Raw genomic sequence first — 22,942 nt, 5'->3', positions numbered from 1 at the left:
AGGAAAATCATGCGTAAGAAAAAAACGATGGATGGCAATACAGCGGCGGCATATATCTCGTATGCGTTCACTGAGTTAGCAGCAATCTATCCAATTACTCCTAGTTCAACGATGGCTGAATTAGTTGATCAATGGGCAACCCAAGGAAAGAAAAATATTTTTGGTCAGCCTGTATCGATCACGGAAATGCAATCAGAGGCAGGAGCGGCCGGTGTGGTACATGGTGCATTAAAAACGGGTGCACTGACTACAACTTATACCGCTTCGCAAGGATTGTTATTAATGATTCCGAATATGTATAAAATTGCTGGTGAATTGTTACCTGGTGTTTTTCATGTTGCCAGTCGTGCACTAACAACCAATGCATTAAATATCTTTGGGGATCATGGCGATGTGATGGCTGCTCGTCAAACCGGTTTAGCTATGTTGCAAGAAAGCAGTGTCCAAGAAGTAATGGACTTATCAGCAGTCGCTCATTTAGCTGCGATTGAAGGCAGTGTTCCATTTATGAATTTCTTTGATGGATTTAGAACGAGTCATGAAATTCAAAAAGTTGAAGTCATCGAATATGATGAATTAGCACCGTTGATAGATCAAGAGAAATTGAAGGCATTCCGTAAATGTAGTATGAACCCTAATCATCCTACTATCAGCGGAACTAACCAAAATCCTGACATCCATTTTCAACAAAGAGAAACAGTCAATCGTTATTATGAAGATTTACCGATGATTGTGCAAAAATACATGTTTGAAATCAATAAATTGCGTGGAACAAATTATGATCTGGTCACTTACTATGGAGCAGAAGATGCAGAAGAAGTCATCGTTGCGATGGGTTCAGTCGCTCAAACGATTGAACAAACGGTTGATTATTTGAATGCAAATGGTCGTAAAGTTGGTTTCTTGAATATCCATCTTTATCGTCCATTCCCAACGGAGAACTTTTTAGAAAAATCGCCAGCGTCTGTAAAATCAATTGCTGTTTTGGATCGTTCTAAGGAGCCTGGTGCTGATGGTGAACCTTTACTATTAGATATCCAAAGTGCCATGTATGAATCAGATGTCCGTCCTAAAATTATTGGCGGTCGCTTTGGCCTTGGTTCTAAAGATGTAACACCAGATCAAATCATCGCTGTTTACGATGAGTTATTAAAAGACAAACAATCCGCGAAGAAACGTTTTACAATCGGTATTGTTGATGATGTCACATATATGTCTTTAGAAAGCAAAAAAATCGTCGATCTAACGAATCCTAAGACCTTCCAAGCTAAATTCTGGGGATTTGGTTCTGATGGGACTGTGGGTGCCAATAAATCAGCAATCAAAATCATCGGTGATCATACGGACAAGTATGCTCAAGGATATTTTTATTATGATTCTAAAAAATCTGGTGGGTTGACGGTTTCACATTTACGTTTTGGAGATACACCAATCCGTTCGACTTATTTAGTAGAAAGTGCCGATTTCATTGCTTGTCATACACCTGCCTATATTCATACGTATGATTTATTAAAAGGCTTGAAACCAGGCGGTATTTTCTTGATGAATACGATGTGGAATGATACCCAAATGGATAAATTATTACCAGCAAGAATGAAACGATACATTGCTGAAAATGATATCAAATTTTATACGATCAATGCGGCGAAGTTGGCAATGGAAGTCGGGTTAGGTCAACGGATCAATACAGTAATGGAAACGGCTTTCTTCAGCTTGACAGGTATTATTCCATTTGATGAAGTTTTAGGTATCTTAAAAGAAGAAGCGGATAAGAGTTATCGCCGTAAATCAGTCGAGATTGTTGAAAAAAACCAAGCAGCAATCGACCAAACCGTCGAATTATTACACCAAGTCCAAGTTCCTGAAACTTGGCGCACAGTTGAGATCCCAGAGAAGGTACGTAAAACACCTGTTTCTCAATATGTCGAAGAAATTCTTGAACCAGTCAATTCAATGCGAGGAAATGATTTAACCGTCAATGACTTAATTAAAAACGGCATGACTGATGGAACGATCCCAACAGGTACAACGACGTTTGAAAAACGTGGTGTAGCATTAGAAGTGCCTCATTGGATCAGCGATTGTTGTACGATGTGTAATGAATGTTCATTCGTTTGTCCACATGCAGCGATTCGTCCATTCTTGGCGGATGAAGAAGAATTAGGGGAAGCCCCAGAAGGTTATATTGTTCGCGAGATGCGAGGTGCTGACGGGTTAAAATATCGGATCCAAGTATCGATTGAAGATTGTACCGGTTGCGGTCTTTGTGTGGAAGCTTGCCCCGCAAAAGAAAAAGCGTTAGTCATGAAGCCATATGAAGAAGAGAAAGAACAAGCAATCAATTGGGCATTTTCAATGACACTGAAACAAAAAGCAAATCCAGCCAAAACGAATTCAGTATTAGGCTCTCAATTCAATAAACCATTATTAGAATTTTCAGGTGCTTGTGCTGGTTGTGGAGAAACGCCTTATGTAAAATTAATGACGCAAATGTTTGGTGATCGGATGATGATCGCAAATGCTACTGGGTGTTCTTCGATTTGGGGAGCGGCAGCACCAGTCAGTCCTTATACAACAAATGACAAAGGCCAAGGTCCAGTGTGGTCCAATTCATTATTCGAAGACAATGCAGAATTCGGTTATGGGATGTTTTTAGCTAATCAAACCAGAAGAAAAGAATTAGCAGATAAGATCAATAATGTATTAGATATTGTTTCTGAAGATCTTCGTGAACTGATGGAAGATTGGATGGATCACATGTTTGAGTCTGAAGGCACACAACAGCGTGCAACCAAGTTGACTGCAGCATTGGAAGAGGAAGGTTTGACTAATCCTCAATTGGCAGCTATTTATGATGATCGTGATTTATTTGTTAAAACAAGTCAATGGATGTTTGGTGGCGATGGCTGGGCTTATGATATCGGTTTTGGTGGTATCGATCATATCTTAGCCAGCGGTGCGGATGTCAATATCTTAGTAATGGATAATGAAGTTTATTCTAATACCGGGGGACAAACATCAAAAGCAACACCTGCTTCTGCAATCGCAAAATTTTCGGCGGGCGGAAAATACCAATCTAAAAAAGATTTAGGTATGATGGCGATGACTTATGGCAATGTGTATGTTGCTCAAATTGCATCTGGTGCCAACCAAATGCAGACGATTAAAGCCTTAGAAGAAGCTGAAAAATTCCCTGGACCTTCATTGATCATTGCGTATACTCCATGTATCAATCACGGATTGCGTGGTGGGATGAGTCAAACATTACGTGAAGCGAAAGAAGCGGTAGAGTCTGGTTATTGGTCATTGTATCGTTACAACCCAGCACAACGAGAAAAAGGCAAAAATCCAATGACTTTAGATTATAAGAAGCCAGATTTTAGTGAAATGATCGGATTTATGAAACAACAAAATCGTTTCTCTGCTTTAGAACGTATCCAACCAGATGATGCCCAACGCTTGTATCAAAAAACCGTCAATGATGCGGAAACACGTTTTTATAATTACGCACGCTTAGCTGGACAAGAAGAAAAAATCCGTGCAAAATTAGCTGGAACGGCAGAAACTGTTGAAAAAACAGCTGTAGCAGTAAAGTCAAAACGGGAAAAGAAAATCGATCCTGAGGCGGAAGCTCGTCGTGCAGCTCGCAGAGCAGCTCGAGCAGAAAAACGTAATAAATCATAATAACTAATTAGCAAGAGCCTTAGTCTTCTAAGGCTCTTTCCCTTCTTAAATTTTATGCTAGACTTAAGCCACTGTGGTATAATTGTAGAGAATTTTAGATAGAAAGAGAGGTTACATATGCCTAGTCATCTAATGGAATTATTTAAAGCTGATTATTGGCTGAGCCTTTTTTCTGAGAATCTTTCAACTTGGGATATTATCGTTAACCTGCTAGATATTTTTGTCGTTTGGTATTTAATTTATCGCTTGTTTGAAATTGTTCGTGGAACAAAAGCTGTCCAATTGATCAAAGGTGTCGCAATTTTCATCGGAATAAGAATCGTAGCAGAATTGATTGGTCTACATACGCTATCTTGGTTGATGAATCAAATCATCACTTATGGGGTGATTGCAGCAATCGTCATCTTCCAACCGGAAGTTCGTCGAGGCTTGGAGCATTTAGGTCGAAGTTCGTTTTTTAAACCAAGCAAGAAAGAAGAGCGCGATGATGAACGGATGATTCTAGCTTTCGATAAAGCGATCCAGTACATGTCAAAACGTAAAATTGGTGCTTTAGTAACGATTCAGCGTTTTACTGGCTTGGAAGAATATATTGAAACTGGGATTGATCTCGATGCAGACATCACTGGCGAATTGTTGATCAATATCTTTATTCCTAACACGCCGTTGCATGATGGTGCTGTAATTGTAAAAAATGGAAAAATCGCTGTTGCTTCCGCTTATTTACCATTATCAGATAGTATGCTGATTCCAAAGGAGTTTGGGACACGTCATCGTGCCGCAGTCGGTATCAGTGAAGTCAGTGATGCATTAACTTTTATTGTTTCTGAAGAAACTGGCGGTGTTAGTATCACGTTGAATAATGATTTCATGCATGATTTATCGCAAGAAGAATATTTAGCAGTGATGCGTCGGGAATTATTACCGGATGAAAAAGATCTGAACAAAAGAAGTCTCTTGCAAACCTTTTTGGAAGGATTGACTAAAGGAGGCAAAAAATGAAAATTAAATTTAAAAAAAGCAACTTGCCGTATATGTTGATTTCTTTATTATTTAGTTTGATTTTATTCTTCAACGTGAATAGTCAAAATGTTAGTCAAGTTTTTTCTTCGGATACTAACTATGAAAAATCGATTGAAAACGTACCAATTGATGTGCAATATGATTCGGATAAATACTTTGTTCATGGTTTTTCTTCTACTGTTTCTGTTAAATTAAACGGTGCAAATAGAATTCAATTAAATAAAGAAGTTGATTCAGATACACGCGATTTTACGATCGTTGCTGATCTGTCAAATCTTGGTCCAGGAACGCATGAAGTTAAATTGAAAACTAAAAATTTATCGAGCTCATTATATGCGCAGATCGAACCAAAAACTATTTCTGTAACTATTGAAAAGAAAAAGACCAAAGAATACAGTGTTTCACCCGTTTTAAGCAGTACAACTAGTAATGATGGCTTAAAAATCGGTGAAATGTCCGTTAAACCCAGCAAAGTAAAAATCACTACGGGTGAGGATACGATGAAACAAATCGATCGTGTAGTGGCATCGGTGGACGGCAGCAAATTAACAACGGATCAAGACAGCATTGAAGCACAAGTCCAAGCGTTGAACTCTAGCGGTGAGGCTTTGGCGATCCAATCGAATCCACAAAATGTAGTTGTTACTTTTGAAATCGAAACACCTAGTAAAGAAGTATCTTTATATCCGATTCAAGAAGGGGATCTTCCTTCAAATGTCGACAGTGTCCAAATCGATTTAAATCGGACGACAGCAACGATTAGCGGTGCACAATCAGTGATCGATAAGATTGATTCGATCGGCATTCCAGTTGATGTCAGTCAGATACAAGGAACAGTTAAAAAGTTTATTGACGTACCTGTATCAGGTGATTTCCAAGTGGATCCTAAGACAGTGAGTGCCCAAGTAGCACCGACATTCAAAGAAACACAAGAAACAGAATCAAGTAGTACGAATCATTCTAGTTCAATGGTGAGTGAGTCGAGTCACTCAACTGGAAATGATTCTTCAAGTGAAAAATCAAGTTCTACTACAGTTGAGAGTTCTACGACAACTACTACAACCAGTGTCTCTCAAGAGAGAACAGTTCAATCAACCAATTAACTAGATGAAGAAGGGAATTATAAATTAATGGGTAAATATTTTGGAACAGATGGGGTACGCGGAATCGCGAATAAAGAGTTAACACCAGAATTAGCTTTTAAACTAGGTCGCTGCGGCGGATATGTTTTAAGTCAGCATCATGAAGGTGATGGTCGTCCAAGAGTGTTAGTCGGAAGAGATACGCGTATTTCAGGTGAGCTATTAGAAACAGCTTTGATTTCTGGACTATTATCAGTCGGAATCGAAGTCTTTCAATTAGGTGTCATCTCAACGCCAGGAGTTGCTTATTTAACAAGATTGCAAAAAGCTTCAGCCGGCGTTATGATTTCAGCTTCTCACAATCCAGCAGAAGATAACGGAATTAAATTCTTTGGTGGAGATGGTTTCAAATTAGTCGATGAACAAGAAGCAGAGATCGAAGCATTAATCGATGCGGAAGAAGACACGTTGCCACGTCCATCAGCTGATGGCTTAGGTACATTAGATGAATTCCATGAAGGTCTGTTGAAATATTCTCAATTTTTGGTTCAAACAATCTCTGGAGATTTATCAGGCGTGACAGTCTGTGTAGATGCAGCTAATGGAGCAACTGCTACAAGTGTCAATCGTTTATTTGCCGATTTAGAAACTGATTTTTATACAATGGGTACTTCACCAAATGGGTTGAATATCAACGCCGGTGTTGGTTCGACCCATCCTGAAGAATTGGCTAAGATGGTCATAGAAAAAGGAGCAGATGCTGGTTTAGCTTTCGATGGAGATGGCGACCGCGTGATCGCAGTAGATGAATTAGGTAATATCATCGATGGTGATCGCATTATGTTTATTTGTGCCAAATATTTAGCCGGACGTAAACGTCTGAAGAAAAATACTGTTGTCACAACAGTAATGAGTAATCTAGGTTTCCATAAAGCGATCGAAGATATTGGTTTAGAAGATGTGATTACGCAAGTTGGTGACCGCTACGTTGTTGAGGAAATGCGTAAAAATGATTATAATCTTGGTGGAGAACAATCAGGACACGTTTTATTCTTAGATTACAATACTACAGGCGATGGGATGTTAACTGGAATCCAATTACTGAACATCATGAAACAATCTGGGAAAAAATTATCTGAATTAGCTAGTGAAGTAACGATTTATCCGCAAAAACTTGTGAATATTCGTGTGAGTGACAAATATGGCGCGATGGATGTCCCAGCAATCAAACAAGCCATTGAAGAAGCAGAAGCTGAAATGAATGGCGACGGTCGTATTTTAGTTCGCCCTTCAGGAACAGAACCGTTATTACGCGTAATGGCTGAAGCGCCAACGGACGAAAAAGTCGATTACTATGTCGAAAAAATTGCTGCTGTTGTTCGAGCAGAAATCGGATTAGATTAATTGAAATAGCACTTTGATCAAAATGATCAAGGTGCTATTTTTTTAATAAAAAAGGTTGAGAAATTTTCTCAACCTTTTTGCTTATTCGACGGTAACGGATTTTGCTAGATTACGAGGTTTATCAACGTCATAGCCACGTAAAAGTGTCGCGTAATAAGCGATCAATTGTCCTGGAATGACGGATACTAGCGGACGTAAGAATTGATGAACAACTGGAAGCGTAATTTGATCGCCTTCTTTGCTCAATTCTTCTGATGCAATAACTAAAGTATGTGCTCCACGACTTTCTACTTCACGTAAATTACCACGGGTATGTGGAGCTGTCACAGCTTCGGTAATAATACCAATAACGGGTGTTCCTTCTTCAATCAAGGCGATCGTTCCATGTTTTAATTCACCAGCAGCAAAGCCTTCTGCTTGGATATATGAAATCTCTTTTAATTTTAGCGCAACTTCCATTGAGACGTAGTAATCTTCAGCGCGTCCGATATAAAACGCATTACGAGTCGTTGCTAAGTATTCTTCAGCTATTTCTTCAATAATGGCTTTTTCAGCAATCATAACATCCATTGCATTTGCGGCAATTCCTAATTCTTTTGTTAAATCAAATTCTTTAGCTGCACTGATGGTTTTAGCTTCACCGACAGCTTTTGCTAAAACAGTTAAAGCGGCAATTTGTGCCGTATATGCTTTTGTAGAAGCAACAGCAATTTCGGGGCCAGCGTGTAATAACATCGTATAACTAGCTTCACGAGATAATGTCGATCCTGGGACGTTTGTGACTGTAAGTGAAGGGTGTCCTAGTTCATTTGTTTTGACTAATACTTGACGGCTATCTGCAGTTTCACCACTTTGAGTCAAATAGATAAAGAACGGTTTTTCTGAGAGCAATGGCATATTATAACCAAATTCGCTGGATAAATGAATTTCTACGGGAATGTTGGCTAAGCTTTCAATAATTTGTTTACTTGCCCAGCCAGCATTATTACTTGTCCCGCAGGCCACGATATAGATTCGGTCACTATCCAATAAACTTTGTAACAACGCTTTTTCAATAACGACGGTTCCTGTTTCATCAGTATATTCACTAATGATCCGACGCATTGTAGCAGGCTGTTCATCGATTTCTTTTAACATGTAGTAAGGATAAGTGCCCTTTTCCATATCAGAAAGGTCAATTTTTGCTTCATAAGGGGCACGTTGAATCTCATTACCAGCAGCATCTTCGATTTCAACATGATCTTCTGTGACAATGACCATTTCGCCATCGTTGATTTCAACAAATTGATTTGTTTGCTCCAACATCGCCATTGCATCACTGCAGATTACATTAAACCCATCTCCAAGTCCGATCAATAAGGGGCTTTTATTTTTAGCAACAAAAATTGTTTTGCGATCTTCTTTGTCGATCAATCCAAAGGCGTATGAGCCGTGGATTTCTGCTAAAGCTTTACGAAAAGCTTCTTTTGTAGTTAATCCTTGATCAGCAAAATGTTCGATCAAATGAACAACAATCTCGGTATCTGTTTCACCGTAGAAACGATCTTCTGATAAAAAATTGTTTTTTAAGTCATCATAATTTTCAATTACGCCATTATGAACTAAAACGAAGCGCTTGCTTTGTGAAGTGTGCGGATGAGCATTTTCTTCACTCGGTTCACCGTGAGTAGCCCAGCGAGTATGTCCGATGCCGATAGTTCCATGAACATCTTCACTGATCTTGTCAGATAGTTCTTTAATTCGTCCTTGCGATTTAATCAAGAAATCTTCGTTTTGGTCTGCTACAAAAATACCAGCTGAGTCATATCCACGATACTCAAGTTTTTCTAATCCATTCACTAAAATACTAGTTGCTTGTTGATTGCCTACGATCCCTACGATTCCACACATAATGTTTTCCTACTTTCCTATCATTATATGTTTCCGAGCTGTCTGATTATTTTTTTGTTCTTTTATCAAGTCTTTAAAATAATCTTTAGAGCACAGCAACCCTGAAGTCATCCGCCGAATCTTTCGATAAACTTCATCCTCGTCACCTGTTATAAGGCCTGGCGCTATCTTATTGGTACATTTAAGATTTCATTTTTTTAATACCGGAAACAAACAATAATATAATATAAATGCTTGGACAAGTCAAATATTTTTTTATTTTAATCGAATTGGTATATACGATTTATTAGTTTTTGTTACACGAAAGGGAAGAGATTTTTTCGTTTCTTCTGATCGCAGAATAAGCTAAAATGGTATGGTACACTGGATGGGTAATAAGTAGCTGATCTAGTCATACATTGATTCTATCGGAACGATCTAAATCAAGGAGGGAAAATAAATGAATCAACCGGATAATTTAACTGTAGGAGAATTACGTAAATTTTTGGCGCAACTTGAAAATGAGCCAGAAATAAACGATGAAACGAAAATATTTTTGGACACTGGATGGGACAGTATCCAAGAAATCAGCCCTGACGCCTTGAGTGTCGAAGAGGCACAATCTTTTCAAATTGAAGATCCATTAACTCACGAATCTTTTGGCGGATATTCACTAACAGAAAAGGCTGAAAAAATGAACGGTAATGGACCAATCGAAAAAGTATTGGTTATTCGTAATTTATATTAAATTAGGAGGAATGAAATGAATAAACGGCGTTGGGTAGCAATTATTATTGCAGTTGTATTGTTGGTATTTTCAATCGTATCGTCATCGATTACGCAAAAATCAGAAAATGAAAAGCAGATGGGACAAATAAATGAGTTGCTTTATGGAAACGATGATGTCCAAGAACAAGTCGAAGAAGCAGGAACAAGTGATCAGAAAATCGTTAAATTAGTAGTTGAGGGAACAATCGTGGATGATGGAACAAGTGGATTGTTTTCTTCAGGTGGTTATAATCATGAATCATTTATGAAACAATTAGCTGCTATAAAAGCAGATCCACAAGTAAAGGGTATTTTACTGGAAATTAATTCGCCTGGCGGGTCTGTCTATGAGACTGCTGAAATAACACGGGCATTAAAGGACATTCAAAAGGATAAAAAAATTCCGATTTATGCAACGATGGAAAGTCAAGCTGCTAGCGGTGGGTACTATATTGCTGCAAGTTCTGACAAAATTTTTGCAACGGAAGACACCATGACGGGGTCGATCGGTGTGATCATGTCTAGCATGAACTATTCAGGGTTAATGGAGAAATTAGGAATTGCTGATTCAACCATCAAAAGTGGAGCGTTAAAAGATATTGGTTCGTCTTCAAGACCACAAACTGAACAAGATAAAGAAGTCTTGCAAGCTTTTGTTGACAGTATGTATGGACGATTTGTAAAAGTAGTCGCTGAAGGCCGAAAGATGAATGAAACGGATGTCCGTAAGTTAGCAGATGGTCGTATCTATGATGGGGCTCAAGCTGTAGATAATGGATTAGTGGACGAAATCGGTTATCCCGATCAGGCGCTACAAGCATTGAAAAAAGATAAAAAATTAAGTGATGCGCAAGTTGTGACTTATACAACAGGTGCTACAAACTTTATCAATACATGGCTAGGCAGTAGTTTGGCAGAATTTCAAGGAATTAAACCTTCCCAAGAAGACTTAGTGAAAAAGATTGTTGAGAGTGTAGGTACACCTCAAGCTCCTAAAGCAATGTATCTTTATGGAGGTGAATAAAGATGGTCGAAGAAACACGCCAGCGTCCAGCTGTTGGGCCGGTCGAAACATTACTGAAAAAAAAGATGCAGAAGCCTGAATTTCATCAGTATCCCAATTATTTTTATGCAGGATTTTGGATACGTTTGTTTGCCTATTTGATCGATTTACTTTGCATTACAGCAATTCAATCAGTTGTGCTAGGGCTTCCAGCTTATTTTATTGGTTGGGATAAAAGTTTTGAGCTAACAACTATTTATGGTGCGCTGGCATTAGTAATCTATTTAGTTTATTTTATCGTAATGACTAAAATTAATCATGGACAAACGATTGGTAAGATGATTTTTGGTATTCAAGTAGTTTGCTTTAATGAGACAAAGTTAAGCTGGAAAACAATCTTTGTACGAGAAGGCGCTTGTCGTTTTATCTTACGAGGATCATTGTTCATGCTAGGTTATCTAGTGACGATTTTTACGCCAAATAAACAACACATCGGAGATTATTTTTCAGACACGAGTGTCGTTACGATAAACTTGTTAGCAGCTAGAGAGGAATTATATACGAATGAAACCGATCGAATTTCCGAATAACGATCATTATTACTTAACATTAGCTGAAGAAGCTTTTGCTAATGGTGAAGACAAAATAGCATTAGAAAATTATAAATTAGCGTATCAAGAGAACCCATCGCCCAAATTAAATCGTTTGATTGCTAGTTTAGCAGTCGAACAAGGTGAATTCGGGGTTGCTCTGGAATATGCTAAAGAAGCGGCTGAAGATTATTTGGAAAGTGTTGAATCCATTGATCTATATATACAAATACAACTATTGGCGCATCGTTTTTTTGCAGCGCGGGAGTTTTTATGGCAAGCCCAAAAAGTAAAATCGATTACCGAAGAGCAGAAGAATCTATGGTTATTTCGAATCGATGACCAAGAAGATTTTTATCAAAAACAGCAGCAAGCAGCGATGAAAGTAATTGAAGATGAATTAAAAGAGTTACCAAAGCTAAGCAATATGGAACAGTTGTTGTTGATCCGTAAAGTTAGGGGCCTGACCAATGAACGGTTGAAATTTTGGGCTGCTGATTTTATGTTGAACTCGGCAGTGTCCCCATTGGTTCGTAGCTATTTATTTGAAAGTTTGGCGCGTCTAGGCGTAAATGAAAGATTTCGCTATTTAACGTTTCAGGAAGAAGTCGTAGAATTAATTCCTGTGGAAACTGGGTTTGACACGACGCTTCAGCAAACAATTGATGAGTTATTGACCACAATTTTGCTGGATGAAGACCCTGTTTTATTAAGTAATTTGATAGAACAAGTCAATTTAGAGATGGCATTTCTTTATCCTTTACAAAGTTCTTATAATGACGCACAAGCATGGGTGAATAGCTATCTAGTTGATTATGCCGGAATTGAAGCAGACTTAAATCCGCAAATTGAAGCACTACGTCAAAAGATAAAAGAACTGATGTTGGGTTATCATTAAAAAGCGTTGAGAGTAAAAGCTTTATATTTACTTTTCACAATCAGTAGTGTAATATTTAATAGTATGCAAAATGCAAGTATATTAGTATTCGGAGGGAACAAACTTGACTGCAAAATTTGAAAAAACAGGCACCAATGATGGTGTGTTAACTTTCTCAATTGAACAAACTGAGATTCAAAAAGGCTTAACAAATGCATTCAACAAAGTGAAAAAAAATCTTAACGTACCTGGTTTCCGTAAAGGAAAAGTATCTCGCCAAGTATTTAACCGTATGTACGGCGAAGAAGCATTGTACGAAGATGCTTTGAACGACGTATTACCAGTTGCTTATGAAGCTGCGGTAAAAGAAGCGGGAATCGATCCTGTTTCTCAACCAAAAATCGATGTTGAAAGCATGGAAAAAGGCGAAGCATGGGTTATCAAAGCTGAAGTTACTGTAAAACCTGAAGTTAAATTAGGTGATTACAAAGAACTTGAAGTTCCTAAACAAGAAGTGGAAGTTTCAGAAGCAGACGTTGATGCACGTTTGAAATCTGAACAAGAAGCGCAAGCTGAATTAGTTGTTAAAGAAGATACTGCTGCTGAAAACGGCGACACAACTGTTATCGACTTTGAAGGATTCGTCGGCGACGAAGCATTCGAAGGCGGAAAAGGTGAAAACTATTCACTTGAATTAGGTTCTGGTTCATTTATCCCAGGATTTGAAGAACAAATAGTTGGCCATAAAGCCGGCGAAAGCTTAGATGTAACTGTTACTTTCCCTGAAGATTACCAAGCAGAAGATTTAGCTGGTAAAGAAGCAGTCTTCAAAGTAACGATCCATGAAGTAAAAGCAAAAGAATTACCTGAATTGGATGATGATTTTGCTAAAGACGTTGATGAAGAAGTAAATTCTTTAGACGAATTAAAAACAAAATACCGTGACGAATTAACAAAACAAAAAGCAGAAGCTGCTAAAGAAGCAAAAGACGAAGCTGCGATCAAACAAGCAGTCGAAAATGCTGAAATCGTTGAACTTCCACATTCAATGGTACATGACGAAGTCCACCGTTCAATGGATGAATTCTTGAACAATATGCAACGTCAAGGAATCTCTCCTGAAATGTACTATCAATTAACTGGTTCTACAGAAGAAGATCTTCATACACAATTTGAAGGCGAAGCTGAAAGCCGTGTTAAAACAAACTTAGTGATGGAAGAAATCGTTGAAGCTGAAAAAATCGAAGCTTCAGCAGAAGATGTTGCTGCTGAAATCAAAGAATTAGCTGACATGTACCAAATGCCAGAAGAACAAATCCGTCGCGTCTTAACAGAAGATATGTTAGAACACGATATCAAAATGAAAAAAGCTGTTGAAATCGTAACAGGTACAGCAGTAGAAAAATAATTGTATTTTTAGAGAGCGGAGAGATCCGCTCTTTTTTTGTAAAAAAGATAATAGATTAAAAAGTTCTCGTATGACGAGAACTTTTTTCTTTAGAAATCCTTGTAATTCCAAATGGTTTATTTGTCTTTTAGAGCTATTGTGGTATTATAGATAAAGACTGCAATCGTGGAAACACTTGTAGATAAAGAAGCAAGAGGTGAAAGCCATGTATGAGAGCACAGGCGCAGGGGAAACAGTTCGTTGTTCATTTTGCGGCAAAACCCAAGAAGAAGTAAAAAAAGTTGTTGCAGGTCCGGGAGTATATATTTGTAATGAATGTATCGACCTTTGTAAAGAAATCATAGATGAAGAATTCCACGAAGAAGCTATTCGTGAGTTTATCGATGTACCTAAGCCAAAAGAATTACTTGATGTGTTGAATCAATATGTTATTGGACAAGATCGTGCTAAAAGAGCTTTATCAGTTGCAGTATATAACCACTATAAACGTGTGAATACAGAAGCTGAAGAAGTCGATGAAGTCGAATTGCAAAAAAGTAATATCTGTTTGATCGGGCCGACAGGTTCAGGTAAAACATTCTTGGCCCAAACCTTAGCGAGAACGTTGAATGTTCCATTTGCGATTGCAGATGCAACTAGTTTGACTGAAGCGGGCTATGTCGGGGAAGATGTAGAAAATATTCTTTTGAAATTATTGCAATCGGCTGACTATAATGTTGAGCGTGCTGAAAAAGGAATCATCTATATTGATGAAATCGATAAAATCACTCGTAAGAGCGAAAATGTATCGATCACACGTGATGTTTCTGGTGAAGGCGTCCAACAAGCATTGCTTAAAATTCTTGAAGGCACTGTTGCAAGTGTTCCGCCACAAGGTGGACGTAAACATCCGCATCAAGAATTTATTCAAATCGATACGACAAATATCTTATTTATTGTTGGCGGAGCGTTTGATGGGATCGAAACGATCGTAAAAAATCGTCTAGGTGAAAAAACAATCGGTTTTGGTACAAATAATAAAAAAATCGATGAAGAAGCAAGTATTATGCAACAAATTATTCCGGAAGACTTATTGAAGTTTGGTTTGATTCCTGAATTTATCGGACGTTTACCTGTAACGACTGCTTTGGAAAAATTAACGACTGAAGATTTGGTTCGGATTTTAACAGAACCTAAGAATGCTTTGGTAAAACAATACCAAAAATTACTATCTTACGATGAAACAGAATTAGTCTTTGATGAGGATGCTTTACGAGCAATCGCGGATAAGGCAATCGAGCGTAATACTGGTGCTCGTGGACTGCGTTCTATTATTGAAGATGTAATGATGGACGTGATGTTTGATATTCCTTCTGATGAAACAATCGAAAAAGTTACTGTAACAAAAGATTCTGTCGAAGGACTAGGCGAACCGTTGATTCAATACCAAAATGACGAAAAAAAAGCAGGTTAGCAAATGGAGGGTTCACAAAATAATTTGTGAACCCTTTTTGAAAGGCGTGAAAAAATGAAAGTCAATAATGCGGATATCGTAATCAGTGCTGTTTCTCCAGCGCAATATCCTGAAACAGATTTACCAGAAATTGCTTTAGCTGGACGCTCAAACGTAGGAAAATCATCGTTTATCAATACTTTAATCGAGCGTAAAAATTTAGCACGGACTTCCGGAAAACCCGGAAAGACTCAAACGTTAAACTTTTATTTGATTGAAGATGCGTTGCATTTTGTCGATGTTCCAGGTTATGGATATGCGAAGGTTTCTAAAACGGAACGAGCAAAATGGGGAAAGATGATCGAAACATATATTACGAGCCGTCAGCAATTAAGAGCAGTCGTATCGTTAGTCGATGTTCGTCATGATCCAAGTAAAGAAGATATCCAAATGTATGAATTCCTTAAATACTATGATATTCCAGTCATCGTGGTGGCAACAAAAGCGGATAAAATTCCTCGCGGCAAATGGAATAAGCACACTAGTGCAATCAAAAAGAAATTGAACTTTGATAACAATGACACCTTTATTCTTTTCTCTTCAGAAACAAAACAAGGAAAAGAAGAGGCTTGGCAAGCAATTGAAGAAGCAATAAAAGAAGATCAAGCTTAAATTTAAGCTTGATCTTCTTTTTTTTCTTTTACTTCGTTTTCTGGCTTCAAAAATTTTTCTAAAGCATCGTTTTTTTCAACTTTTTTATTTGGATCTACAGCAAATGCATCGAATAATTTATCTAAATCGTCAGACCGTTCGAATTTTAATCCCATAGAGACACCTCCGTATTCACTTGTATTCTAATGTCTATTATACCTCTTTTGGAGTAAAGGATAATCAATTTCTTAGGGGTTTTTAAATCTTTAAGATATAATTATGATATAAGGATGAGAAAGGGGGCAGACGATGGATACGAAACAACGATTATACAGTTTGAGTCAGCTGCATCATTTAGAACAGAAAGATCTACAAGTGCTACTTACCGATTGGTTGATTATCAGTCGTCTGTTGTTTGAACCGGATGAAATGGTCATCAATGGACTAGAACAACCTTTTGAACAAATAAAATTGCAGCAATTGTTAGCTGATTGTAAAATCAATGAGGATGTATGGGTGCAATTAAAAAATAATAATGAAGAAACATCGCTCCATCTTTTAGGTGATACATTACTTGAAAAGAGCATTTTACAAAAGAAAACATTTGAGTATTGGGAAATTGTTTATTTGGATTATTTGAATCAACGGCTTGAAAGATTTGGATCATTTGCTTATTTGCGTTCTTATGAAGAATATTTGTTCCATAATACGAGCGATTTATCTGAACGTCGTACTTTTGAATCCGCAGAAGAAACACACGTGCTTCCGAAAATGAAAGGGCTTAACGGTGATTTGTCAGTCGATTGCAACAATTTTCCTGGCTACGATGTTTTTTACAAAGGCGTTTGTCTTACTTCTTGTTGGCGAATATTTTTAGGATCACCTTACCAAAAAATATTTGCTAAACCTTTGCTTTTAGAAGTTCAACAAATCGAGAGTGTGACTGAAATTGGAGAGGGCGTGTGGTTTGAACTCTATAAAGATCCTTTTCAGTGGAAAGAAGCAGCTAATTTAAAGTTTCAACAATTATTTCGAGATCAATTGGGTATTTCTCAACTAGCTTATACAAATGGCGTCGGCATTCTGAAGCAACCGTATATTGAGTTTGCCTTTGATGATACTCTCGTCCAAACTGTCCAGTATCAAAATGATCAATTTCAACCAATAGAAAAAAGCCAGGCAACTTACTTTGTAACTCGGACCTATGATTTCTTGACTAAGCAATATCAAGTCAATCGAATGAAAGGTGGATTGAATGCTTTAGCATACTTTCCTTGGATCGATGATGATAGTGAGCGGATGATGAATTATCGTGTTTTATATCCTGAATTGACGTTAGACAAAGGATTGAGTGCATTCGAGTATTATATCCGTAATTCGATTGAATATGAAATTCAAGATCTTCGCTATCAAGATTATACAGCGATCCTACAATTATTTATCCCTAAACGAGCTTTTTTAGATTTTCCAACTGATGAATTGAAAAAAATACTTAAAGATATGACGATCCATCAAATCAGCCGTAAGAATGATTCATTGATTTTTTCGTTGGAGAAGGAAGGAAAGCACTTGATGGTCTATTTTATTGATCAAAATAAGGTAGCTGCTAAAAATCGATTAGATATACTCGAAAATTGAGAGGAGAGAGTTATTATGGATTGGAAATATATCAAAATAATGGGTAGTTGTATGTTGATCGTTGCAATGATTTTTGCCTTGCCGCTAGCATCTTTACAAATTCCTTTAGCAATCGCAGTTTTTTTTGTCGGTATGATTTTATATTCTTTCAAGCCCAAACCTCAAGTTGTTCGTGTTCGTCGGAAGGATCGTTGGTTATAAAAAAAGCACTCTCAACTGAGAGTGCTTTTTTTATTTGAATTATTTTGCAGCAGGTTTTTTGATCAAACCATAGATGACACCTGAAACGATAGCACCGATTGCAATAAAGACAAGATAAAGTAGTGGGTGGCTCAATAGTAAGACGACGAAGATACCACCATGTGGAGCTAATAATTTAATGCCGAATGCGCCGACTAAACCACCAGCTAATGCTGAACCGACAACGAAACTTGGAATGACACGGATTGGGTCAGCAGCTGCAAATGGTATCGCACCTTCTGTTACAAAGGAAAGTCCCATAACGATATTAGTAAGACCAGCATCAACTTGACTTTGTTCAAATTTATTTTTGAATAAGCGAGTAGCAACGAAGATTGCTAATGGAGGAACCATACCGCCGGCCATAACAGCCGCCATCACGATTGATCCGCCTTGAGCAACGCTCGAAGCAAGGGTTGCAGTACCGAAGACATACGCTGCTTTATTGATTGGACCGCCTAAATCGACAGCCATCATCCCACCAAGTAATGCACCTAGTAAAATAGCATTGGAACCGCTAAGACCTGTTAAGAAACCGTTCAAGCCATCATTAATTGCTTTCATAGGAACATTAACTAGCAACATCAAAAATCCAGTAATCAGTAATCCAAAGAATGGATAGAAAAGAATTGCCTTGATTCCTTCAAGTGATTTAGGTAAGTTTTTGAAAAGTTTCTTCAAGAAAATGATGACATAACCAGCGATAAATCCACCAACTAATGCACCAAGGAAACCAGCCCCACCTGTGTTCGCTAATGCACCGGCTGCAAAACCAGCAATTAAACCAGGTCGGTCAGCGATACTTGAACCAATGAAACCAGCTAAAACAGGAAGCATAAATCCAAAGGCAGCACTACCGATTTGATTGAACCAGCTAGCCGCTTGATTATAGTTACCTAAATTTGCAAGTTCAGAATGAGGGACACCGATAAATTGGTCGATCATGAATGAAAGAGCGATCATGATACCGCCGCCGATGACAAATGGAAGCATGTGTGAAACACCGTTCATTAAATCTTTATAGATACGTTGTCCGACTGTTCCGTTGTCACTTTTTTCCTCGCTTGATGAAGCTTCACCGTCACCATGATAAATTGGAGCTGAACCGCTTAATGCTAAGTTGATCAATTCTTCAGGCTTACGAATGCCGTCGCTAACAGGACGATTAACTAGTTCTTTGCCATTGAAACGATTCATTTCGACTTTTTTATCTGCAGCAACAATAACGCCATCTGCACGAGCGATATCTTCAGCGGTCAAGCGATGCTTGATTCCTTCTGAACCATTTGTTTCAACTTTGATATCCACACCCATTTCTTTGGCTTTTTTCTTCAATGAATCTTCAGCCATATAAGTGTGAGCAATTCCGGTTGGGCAGGCAGTAACTGCAACGATGTATCGACGATCTGAAGTTTTAACTGATGCAGCAGCGGCTTCTTGTGCAGCCTCCGCTTTTTCTTCTGCTTCTTTAGCTTTTTCCGCTTCGTCAAACGTTGCTTGAACTTGTTCAGGAGTTTCCGCTGATTTTAATTTTGCTACAAAATCAGGATCAATCAAAAGTCTTGAAAGGGCAGCTAAAGCTTGTAAGTGAGTGTCGTTTGCCCCTTCAGGAGCAGCAATCATAAAGAATAGATAAGTTGGTTGACCATCTAATGATTCATAGTCGACACCTGAATTGCTTTTAGCAAATAGAACAGTAGCTTCTTTAACAGCACTATTTTTTGCATGTGGCATTGCAATTCCGTCGCCTAAACCGGTTGAAGTTTGAGCTTCACGATTCAAAATACCTTCTTTATATACATCAATGTCAGAAATACGGCCAGCGTCATACATTTTTTGTACCATTTCATCGATCGCAGCTTTTTTAGTTGTCGCTTGCAAATCCATGATCATGGCATCTTTAATCAATAGATCTTTGATATCCATCATTGTTCCTCCATTATTGTTTGATAATTTTTACAGAATAAAAATCTTCATTATTTTACTTTTGAGATTTCCACTTCTGGTAATAATTCTTGAATAAATTCAGCAGTTGCTAAGTCGTCTGAGAAGGTAGTTGCACTTCCGCAAGCGACACCCCATTTGAATGCTTCAACAGGATCCTGCGTTTTTGTATAGTTTCCGACAAAACCAGCGATCATTGAATCACCAGCACCAACAGAATTTTTAACTGTTCGTTTTAAAACATTTGAACGATAAACTCCATCTTGAGTGAATAGCAAGGCGCCATCGCCAGCCATTGAAACTAAGGCATATTGAGCACCTTCATCTAATAAGCGTTGCCCGAAGGGATAAATATCTTCAACAGATGTAAAGGTTGTTTGATAAAGTTCAGCCAACTCATGGTTATTAGGTTTAACAAGCAGTGGATTTTTTTCTAAAGCATCCATTAAATCAGCGCCAGTTGTATCGATGACAAATGAAGCACCTTGGGCTTTGATAATCTTGATCAATTCTTGATAGAAGCCTGTAGGAACACTCGCTGGTTTACTACCAGATAAAACAACGATATCAGTGGCCTCAAGGTGGCTAAGGACTTTTTTTAGTTCAGCCATTTCTTGTTCTGAAACTGTTGGGCCTTGGCCATTGATTTCTGTTTCCTCGCCGGCTTTTAATTTAATGTTGATTCGTGTGTCATCAGATACAGTTGTAAAATTTGTCTCGATGTCTTCACGTTGCATCCAATCATTAATGAAAGTGCCGGTAAAGCCACCTAAAAAGCCTAAAGCTGTTGAAGTATTATCGATTCGCTTCAAAATTCGAGAAACGTTGATGCCTTTTCCGCCAGGTAATTTAAAGTCATTTTTCATGCGATTCACATCGCCGATTTCTAATTGATCAACATGTACGATATAGTCGATCGATGGATTAAGTGTCACTGTATAGATCATACAGAAACCTCCTTCAAGGTAGTTTTTTCTGTGATTTGATCATGGATAACCAAAGGACAGGTATCGGTGAGGATTGAAGCTGCTGACAATGGAGCGACACTGACAAAACTTGTTTGATTAAATTTGCTGTGATCTACCAGAACGTAAGCTTCTTCGGATTGCTGGATCGCTGTTCGTTTCAAAATAGCTTCTTCTGGATCTGGAGTGGAGTAGCCACTGATAGGATCTACGCCGTTCATTCCCATGAAAACTTTATTGAAGCGATACTGTTTTAATTGTTCGATTGCTTGCGAACCAATGATCGCATCGGTAGTAAGCTTAATTCGCCCGCCCAAAACAATTGTTGCAATCTGTGCTTCCACTAAATGAGCAGCAAGGCCAACGGAATTAGTCACGACAGTCACAGTTCGTTGTTTTAGAAAAGGAACCATTTCAGAAGTAGTCGTTCCGGCATCTAGATAGATCACATCGCCTTCATGGATCGTTTCAACAGCAAATTGTGCAATCAATTGTTTTTGTTGAACGTTTTTGGATGATTTTTCTATCATTCCAAGTTCTTGTTCCAAATGTTGAGGGCGCTTTGCTCCACCGTGGACTCGTTCGAGTAAACCGAGATCTTCCAGTTCTTGCAAATCGCGTCTTACGGTTGATTCAGAAGCGTCCAACCAATTGACTAAGTCATGTGATTTAACTAATCCGTCACGTTCTAACCATTCAAGTATTTTTTGATGTCGTTCCTCTGTAAGCATTTTCAATCCTCCTTCATCTGAAATATTAGCATATTTTATTTTAGTTTTCAACCATAAACATTCATAATCAATCAAAAACATTCAAAAGAATATAAGCTAATCATCTTACTAGGTAGTATTGTAAATATTAGGTATGATAGTAATCAGAAAACGAGGTGAAAGCTATGAAAAAACAAACAATTTTACAAGGGTTTGAATGGTATCTTCCAGCTGATGGCACACATTGGAAAAATTTAGCTGAAAAAGCAGAAGAGTTAAAAGGATTTGGGATCAATACCATTTGGTTACCGCCAGCTTACAAAGGATCTGAAGGCGCCAATGATGTTGGTTACGGCACTTATGATTTATATGATTTAGGTGAGTTTGATCAAAAAGGTTCCGTAAAAACAAAATATGGAACTAAGGATGAGTATTTAGAAAGTATTCGTACTTTAAAAAAAGCTGGGATAAAAGTTTATGCAGATATTGTATTTGACCATTTTATGGGGGCAGATGAAACAGAAGAAGTTTCTGCTGTGGCCTATGAATTCGATGATCGGACAAAACCTGCTGGGGATGAAGAACAAATCGTGGCTTGGACAAAATTTACTTTTCCAGGAAGAAATGGAAAATATAATGAGTATCAATGGACATGGAAGAACTTTTCTGGTGTCGATTACGATGCTAGAAACAAAGATCATGCGATTTTCAATTTTGCTGATAAGGGGTGGGAGCCTCAAGTCGATGATGAAAATGGAAACTTTGATTATTTGATGGGTTGTAACTTGGATATGACTAATCCAGAAACGGTTGATCAATTAGATCAATGGGGAAAATGGTACCAAGAGCTGACCGACGTCGATGGTTATCGATTAGATGCAGTGAAACATATCCGGTTTGATTTATTTGTTGATTGGCTTTTACATCGTCGTGAAGAAAAAGCCGAGGAATTATTTGTAGTCGGAGAATACTGGTCAGATGAACTAGACAAACTGCAAGAGTATTTAGATTCATCCGGAAATTTGATTTCATTATTTGATGTCCCGCTGCATTTTAATCTTTTCCAAGCAGCCTCAACGATGGGTGAGTTTGATATGCGTAAGCTGTTTGCTGGAACACTGCTTGAAACGCGTCCTGATTGGGCAGTCACCTTTGTCGATAATCATGATACACAACAAGGTCAAAGTTTAGAATCTTGGGTCGAGGGCTGGTTTAAATTACAGGCTTACAGTTTGATTTTATTACGTAATGAAGGAACACCGGTTGTTTTCTGGGGGGATCTTTATGGAACTGAAAAATCAGAAGCGGTCGGAGAAGGACTGATATCCATATTACGTTTAAGAGAACAATTAACATTCGGGGGGCAAGTTGATTATTTCGACGATCCAGACATTATTGGTTGGACTTGCACCGGTGATTTTGAGCAAGCGGAATCTGGCATGGCAGTCATTATGACAAATAGTCAGGGCGGCGAGAAACAGATGACGATCAGTGCGATCCATGAAGGAGAGACTTTTGTCGATATTCTAGGTAACAATGATGCTAAGATTACTTTAGATGAAAATGGTCAGGGAGTCTTCCCAGTAAATGATGGTCAAGTTTCTGTTTATATCAATGAAAAATTAGCAAATAAAATAAGGGAGTGAGCCTAAGC

The 22,942-nt window shown here is 38.1% G+C and carries 19 protein-coding genes; 14 read left to right on the top strand and 5 right to left on the bottom strand.

Going from position 1 to position 22,942, the window contains the following annotated elements; all coding sequences use genetic code 11:
• The first annotated feature begins 9 nt into the window (after positions 1-9).
• The 4 genes from nifJ (at position 10) to glmM (ending at position 7,193) form a co-directional block, all read left to right on the top strand.
• Positions 10-3,684: a pyruvate:ferredoxin (flavodoxin) oxidoreductase gene (gene nifJ, locus ACQKTA_RS03825; protein ID WP_427814248.1), complete on the top strand. Its 3,675-nt coding sequence runs from the start codon at positions 10-12 to the stop codon at positions 3,682-3,684.
• Positions 3,685-3,801: 117 nt separating this feature from the next.
• Complete coding sequence (gene cdaA / locus ACQKTA_RS03820) at positions 3,802-4,686, top strand: diadenylate cyclase CdaA (protein WP_427814247.1); 885 nt, start codon at positions 3,802-3,804, stop codon at positions 4,684-4,686.
• The gene (locus ACQKTA_RS03815; protein ID WP_427814246.1) at positions 4,683-5,810 is read left to right on the top strand and encodes a CdaR family protein; all 1,128 of its coding nucleotides are present in this window, start codon (positions 4,683-4,685) and stop codon (positions 5,808-5,810) included. Before cdaA ends, ACQKTA_RS03815 begins: the two co-directional genes overlap by 4 nt.
• A gap of 27 nt (positions 5,811-5,837) precedes the next feature.
• Positions 5,838-7,193 carry a phosphoglucosamine mutase gene (gene glmM, locus ACQKTA_RS03810; protein ID WP_427814245.1) on the top strand — a complete coding sequence of 452 codons (1,356 nt, stop codon included), beginning with the start codon at positions 5,838-5,840 and terminating at the stop codon, positions 7,191-7,193.
• A gap of 81 nt (positions 7,194-7,274) precedes the next feature.
• On the opposite strand, the gene glmS is transcribed toward glmM, so the two are convergent.
• The gene (gene glmS, locus ACQKTA_RS03805) at positions 7,275-9,083 is read right to left on the bottom strand and encodes a glutamine--fructose-6-phosphate transaminase (isomerizing) (protein ID WP_427814244.1); all 1,809 of its coding nucleotides are present in this window, start codon (positions 9,081-9,083) and stop codon (positions 7,275-7,277) included.
• A gap of 439 nt (positions 9,084-9,522) precedes the next feature.
• Between glmS and ACQKTA_RS03800 the strand changes: the two genes are divergently transcribed.
• The 7 genes from ACQKTA_RS03800 to yihA all read left to right on the top strand — a co-directional run bounded on the left by ACQKTA_RS03800 (position 9,523) and on the right by yihA (position 15,812).
• Entirely contained in the window at positions 9,523-9,810 is a 288-nt protein-coding gene (locus ACQKTA_RS03800; protein ID WP_427814243.1) for a hypothetical protein, read from the top strand.
• Between the two features lie 15 nt (positions 9,811-9,825).
• A complete protein-coding gene (sppA, locus tag ACQKTA_RS03795; RefSeq protein ID WP_427814242.1) occupies positions 9,826-10,854 on the top strand; it encodes a signal peptide peptidase SppA in 1,029 nt (342 codons plus the stop codon).
• A 2-nt stretch (positions 10,855-10,856) separates the two neighbouring features.
• Complete coding sequence (locus tag ACQKTA_RS03790) at positions 10,857-11,423, top strand: RDD family protein (protein WP_427814241.1); 567 nt, start codon at positions 10,857-10,859, stop codon at positions 11,421-11,423.
• Positions 11,398-12,321 carry a tetratricopeptide repeat protein gene (locus ACQKTA_RS03785; protein ID WP_427814240.1) on the top strand — a complete coding sequence of 308 codons (924 nt, stop codon included), beginning with the start codon at positions 11,398-11,400 and terminating at the stop codon, positions 12,319-12,321. The genes ACQKTA_RS03790 and ACQKTA_RS03785 overlap by 26 nt, the downstream gene beginning before the upstream one ends.
• A gap of 103 nt (positions 12,322-12,424) precedes the next feature.
• On the top strand, positions 12,425-13,708 hold the full coding sequence (tig, locus tag ACQKTA_RS03780; protein WP_427814239.1) for a trigger factor: 1,284 nt from the start codon (positions 12,425-12,427) through the stop codon (positions 13,706-13,708).
• Positions 13,709-13,913: 205 nt separating this feature from the next.
• Positions 13,914-15,161: an ATP-dependent Clp protease ATP-binding subunit ClpX gene (gene clpX, locus ACQKTA_RS03775; RefSeq protein WP_332581052.1), complete on the top strand. Its 1,248-nt coding sequence runs from the start codon at positions 13,914-13,916 to the stop codon at positions 15,159-15,161.
• A gap of 54 nt (positions 15,162-15,215) precedes the next feature.
• On the top strand, positions 15,216-15,812 hold the full coding sequence (yihA, locus tag ACQKTA_RS03770) for a ribosome biogenesis GTP-binding protein YihA/YsxC (protein WP_407857637.1): 597 nt from the start codon (positions 15,216-15,218) through the stop codon (positions 15,810-15,812).
• Positions 15,813-15,814: 2 nt separating this feature from the next.
• On the opposite strand, the gene ACQKTA_RS03765 is transcribed toward yihA, so the two are convergent.
• Positions 15,815-15,967 (bottom strand): SPJ_0845 family protein, encoded by a 153-nt coding sequence (locus tag ACQKTA_RS03765; RefSeq protein ID WP_407857824.1) that lies wholly within the window; start codon positions 15,965-15,967, stop codon positions 15,815-15,817.
• 133 nt (positions 15,968-16,100) lie between these two features.
• Here ACQKTA_RS03765 and ACQKTA_RS03760 point away from each other — a divergent pair, with 133 nt between their 5' ends.
• Positions 16,101-17,429, top strand: coding sequence for a hypothetical protein (locus tag ACQKTA_RS03760; protein ID WP_427814238.1), 1,329 nt, complete (start codon positions 16,101-16,103; stop codon positions 17,427-17,429).
• Positions 17,430-17,444: 15 nt separating this feature from the next.
• Positions 17,445-17,630, top strand: a complete 186-nt coding sequence (locus tag ACQKTA_RS03755) for a hypothetical protein (protein WP_407856457.1) — start codon at positions 17,445-17,447, stop codon at positions 17,628-17,630.
• A gap of 39 nt (positions 17,631-17,669) precedes the next feature.
• On the opposite strand, the gene ACQKTA_RS03750 is transcribed toward ACQKTA_RS03755, so the two are convergent.
• Genes ACQKTA_RS03750 through ACQKTA_RS03740 form a run of 3 tightly spaced genes read right to left on the bottom strand, consistent with a single transcriptional unit; the run spans position 17,670 to position 21,309 of the window.
• Complete coding sequence (locus ACQKTA_RS03750) at positions 17,670-19,595, bottom strand: PTS fructose transporter subunit IIABC (protein WP_332580149.1); 1,926 nt, start codon at positions 19,593-19,595, stop codon at positions 17,670-17,672.
• Between the two features lie 50 nt (positions 19,596-19,645).
• Positions 19,646-20,560, bottom strand: coding sequence for a 1-phosphofructokinase (pfkB, locus tag ACQKTA_RS03745; protein WP_427814237.1), 915 nt, complete (start codon positions 20,558-20,560; stop codon positions 19,646-19,648).
• A complete protein-coding gene (locus ACQKTA_RS03740) occupies positions 20,557-21,309 on the bottom strand; it encodes a DeoR/GlpR family DNA-binding transcription regulator (protein WP_407856196.1) in 753 nt (250 codons plus the stop codon). Before ACQKTA_RS03740 ends, pfkB begins: the two co-directional genes overlap by 4 nt.
• A 164-nt stretch (positions 21,310-21,473) precedes the next feature.
• Here ACQKTA_RS03740 and ACQKTA_RS03735 point away from each other — a divergent pair, with 164 nt between their 5' ends.
• On the top strand, positions 21,474-22,934 hold the full coding sequence (locus ACQKTA_RS03735) for an alpha-amylase (RefSeq protein ID WP_427814236.1): 1,461 nt from the start codon (positions 21,474-21,476) through the stop codon (positions 22,932-22,934).
• Positions 22,935-22,942 lie beyond the last annotated feature (8 nt).

The organism is Enterococcus sp. 22-H-5-01 (assembly GCF_050310005.1).
GTDB classification, from domain to species: Bacteria; Bacillota; Bacilli; order Lactobacillales; family Enterococcaceae; genus Enterococcus_A; species Enterococcus_A hailinensis.
The sequence above is the reverse complement of the archived record's forward strand: the minus strand, read 5'-3'. Positions and strand labels throughout refer to the sequence as shown.